The sequence below is a fragment of the Archangium sp. genome, assembly GCF_036388035.1.
GTDB lineage: Bacteria > Myxococcota > Myxococcia > Myxococcales > Myxococcaceae > Archangium.
Window position 1 is genome coordinate 1 of the sequence record NZ_DASVSO010000910.1, and the last position, 4,044, is coordinate 4,044.

General features: G+C 68.5%; 2 protein-coding genes. One reads left to right on the top strand and one right to left on the bottom strand.

The window, feature by feature from the left end; translation table 11 throughout:
• Nucleotides 1-197: 197 nt before the first annotated feature.
• Nucleotides 198-2,504 (top strand): adventurous gliding motility protein AgmC, encoded by a 2,307-nt coding sequence (agmC, locus tag VF697_RS37500; protein WP_331102761.1) that lies wholly within the window; start codon nt 198-200, stop codon nt 2,502-2,504.
• A 69-nt stretch (nt 2,505-2,573) separates the two neighbouring features.
• Here agmC and VF697_RS37505 read toward each other — a convergent pair.
• Nucleotides 2,574-4,044 (bottom strand): ATP-binding protein (locus VF697_RS37505; protein WP_331102763.1); only part of this gene is annotated, 1,471 nt, incomplete at its 5' end.

A 4,044-nucleotide genomic window follows, 5' to 3' on the forward strand; every position in this document is an offset into this window, starting at 1 on the left:
GAAGAGCTATCTCGTGAGCAAGGGCGTGGAGCCGACGCGCCTGGATGCGAAGGGGTTCGGTCCGGACCGGCCCATCGCCTCCAACCAGACGGCCGAGGGCCGCGCGGTCAACCGGCGCGTGGACTTCATCATCGTCACCCCTGATCGCGAACTGCGGCAGTAACCGAAGGAATCAAAAGGTCATGAGCAATCCATTCATGAAGAAGTGTTTGGCGGCGGCGCTGGGCGCGCTGACCCTGGGTTCCACGGCGGCGCTGGCCGAGGCCGATACGTTCTACCTGGGCAAGGGGACCGAGGATTACACGACGCGAGGCGGCGACAACGTCATCAACAGCTACGCCCGCCTGTCATCCATTGGCGATGGGAAGTCCACCATCAAGGTGGACACCTGCACGGTCACGCCCTGCTTCCGCGAGGGCAGCCTGGTCATGGTGCTGCAGATGACCGGCACCGCCCTGTCTAAAAATGAGGTGGGCCGGTGGGAACTGGCGCGGGTGAAAGAGGTCAAGAAGGAAGAGGACAAGGGGGCGGGACCGGGGGCGACGCTGACGCTGACCGCGCCGCTCATCCACGGCTATGCAGCTGAGATGACCCAGGTCATCTGGGTGCCTGAGTACAAGAACGTCACCATCAATACGGGCAGCACCCTCAAGGCGGCGCAGGAATGGAACGGGAAGGTGGGCGGTGTGGTGGCGTTCCTGGCCTCGGGGGTCGTGCAGAACGATGGGAAGATCACCGTGTCCAAGATGGGCTTTCGCGGAGGAGATCGGCTCAACAACTCCAGCGCCTCGGCTACGTGCCCGGACAACACCGCGCTTAATTCCAGTGGGGCCCCGAAGGGCGAGGGCACTGTCACCGGGCATTATGGGTCCACCCTCATCGGGAGCGATTCCGTCGGCAATGGAGGTGGGGGCGGTGTGTGCTCCAGTTTTGGTGGTGGCGGTGGCGGCAACGGCGGCACGGGCGGCGTGGGCGGTGGCGCCATGGGTGGAAAGGGCGGTGCGGTCCTGCAAGTGACGCGTGGGCTCATCGGCCACCTCCTGTTGGGGGGGGGCGGCGGCGCGGGACACGGCAACGAGAACGCCAGCGAGAAAGAGTCTTACGGCAGGGGTGGGGGCATCGTCTTCATCCGGGGCAACACTCTCAAGGGAGTGGGCTCCATCGAGGCGGCGGGGGCAGCCGGTAGAGCCAGCGAGAGCACCACGGGCGGGGGAGGCAGCGGTGGCGGCGCGGGCGGTAGCATCTACCTGCGCTTCGCTGGGACCGCTTCGTGCGGCATTAAGAGCTTCAATGCCACCGGCGGTATCGGGGGCGGTTCGAATGCCCAGGATGCGGGCTCCGGAGGAGGAGGTGGGGGGGGCCGGATGCTGTTCCAGGCGGCCACCTCTACTGGCGACAACACGTGCCGACCGGAGCTCCACAAGGACGCGAAGACCGGTGAGAGCACGATTATCGCTCGCGGCACCACGGGTGCCATCCAGCTCGGTGGGTTTGCTGGGGACAATGGGGACAATGGCAGCTTCGAGAGGCTGGAGGCCGTGGCGACGCCCTCGGCGGTCGTGGCCCCGCTGAGCAAGAATGGCATCACCAAGGATTCCCGGCCCGTCATCCAGGGCCAGACGAATGTGTCCACCGCCACGGTGCGCGCGGGCTCCAATGCCACGGTGATCATCTTCATCGACGGGAAGGAGGTCGGGCGGACCCCGCGCAATGACGGTGGCGACTACTCCTTCCCACGGCTCCCGGCTTTGCCCAACCTCTCCGATGGACGCTATAAGGTCGAGGCGGTCAATGAGGTCGACGGCATGCGGAGCCCCCTGGGCTCGGCCTTCACCTTCACCGTGGACACCACGCCGCCGGACGCGAAGATTGACTCGTTCCCGAAGCGCATCACGCGGGAGACGAGCGCGAAGTTCGAGTTCTCCCACGACAAGGAGAAGGAGCCGGGTTCGGTGACGTACCAGTGCAAGCTGGATACCGAGGCGGGCTTCAAGGCGTGCACGGGCCTGGAGACGTACACGGGCCTGCCCGAAGGAGAGCACACGTTCCAGGTGCTGGCCACCGACGAGGCGGGCAACCCGGACCCCACCCTGGCCACCTACAAGTGGATCGTGGACACCACGCCGCCGGACACGAAGATCGTCTCGAGTCCGGAGAGCACCACGCGGGAGGCGGACGCCACGTTCCACTTCAACGTGGTGACGCCGGAAGACGGCGTGACGTACCAGTGCAAGCTGGACACCGATGAGGACTTCAAGGCGTGCTCGGGCCCGGAGACGTACGCGGGCCTGCCCGACGGAGAGCGCACGTTCCAGGTGCGCGCCGTGGACGAGGCGGGCAACCCGGACCTCAGCGCGGCCACCTACACGTGGACCGTCGACACGGGGGACTACTCCTTGGGCGGCAAGGGTTTCGGCTGCTCGGCCACGGGCGGGGACTCCACGCTGGTGCTGATGGGCCTGGGCAGCTTCCTCGCGCTGGCCCGCCGCCGGCGCCAGAACTAGCCTCCCGCGTGTCGTGAAACAGGCCGGGCTCCCCTCCGTGCGAGGCGGGGCCCGGCCTTTTTTCATGCCTCAGTGCACCTGCTGGGACGCGCCGGAGAGGGGGTGCTCGGGCTCGGGAGGCATGGGGCTGGCGGCGGCCAGCAGGGGCAGGGCCACGTAGAAGGTGGAGCCCTGGCCCATCTCGCTCTCCACCCAGATGCGGCCGCCGTGGCGCTCCACGATGTCCCGGCTGATGTAGAGGCCCAGCCCCAGCCCCCCGTAGGACGAGACGGAGACGTTGCGGGCGCGGAAGTAGCGCTCGAAGAGCTGCTCCTTCTGGTCGCTCGGGATGCCGATGCCCTCGTCCCGCACCGAGAGCAATGCGAAGTCGTCATTGACCTCCAGCGTCACGCGCACGGTGCTGTCCCCGGGGCTGTACTTGAGGGCGTTCTCCACCAGGTTGGCGATGACCTGCTCGAGCCGGTACCGGTCCCCGCGGATGCGCACCGGCTGGGCCGGGTGCGCGAAGTCGATGCGGTGCTGGCCCCGGTCCGCGTCCATGTTGGACAGCACGCGCTCCACCAGCGTGTCCAGCCGGGTGGGCTCGAGGTGCAGCGCGAGCCGGCCCGCCTCGATTCGCGAGGCATCCAGCAGGTCATTGATGAGCGCCGTCAGCCGCACCAGGTACTGGCGCGCGTGGCGCAGCAGCGTGGGGTCCACCGGCTCGCTGCGCTCCAGGCGGCGCTCCAGGCTGGCCAGTCGCAGCGACAGCGGGGTGAGCGGTGTCTTCAGCTCGTGCGAGGCGATGGTGAGGAAGTCGTCGCGCACGCGGATGGCCTCCTGGGCCTCGCGGAAGAGGCGGTTGCGCTCGGCCTCCGCGCTGCGCTGCTCGGTGACGTCCTCGACGATGCCCACGCCGCCCTCCACCTTCCCGGCCTCGTTGAGGCACGGGGCCAGGTGGATGCGCACCGGGGTGACCTTGTCCGCGGTGAGCGAGTGGTAGTCCCCCTCGTAGTACGCGTGGCGTCCGTCGAGCACGTCGCGCACGCAGGCCATGAGGGCCTCGTCCCGGAGGGTGAGCAGGTTCAGCCCGATGATCATCCGCTTGGACGAGCCGATGAGGCGCACGAAGTAGTCGTTGCACGCGAGCAGGGTGGGCGTGGCGTCGAAGTGGAAGAGGCCCAGGGGGGCATTCTCGAAGACGAGGTGGTAGGCGCGCTCGCCGACGGAGCCGGGGTCCGCGGTGCGCGTGTGGACCGCGGAGGACAGCCGCTCCAGGGGCTCCTCGGTGTAGTCGGGGAACTCGGGCGGGCGGCGCAGCACCAGGGCGATGCGCTCCCGGGAGCCCTCGCCCGTGCTGCCCGCCGTCACCTCCACCTCCAGCGCCGCTCCGCCCTGGCGCAGCACGGACACCCGGACGGGGCGCCCGCCCAGCGCCCGCCGGCGCCCCAGCAGGTAGCGCACGAAGGAGCGACCCTCGAAGGCGCGCAGATGCTCGGGGATGAGGTGGGCGAGGGGACGCCCTTCCAGCTCCGTCCGTGTCCAGCCGAGCAGGCGTTCG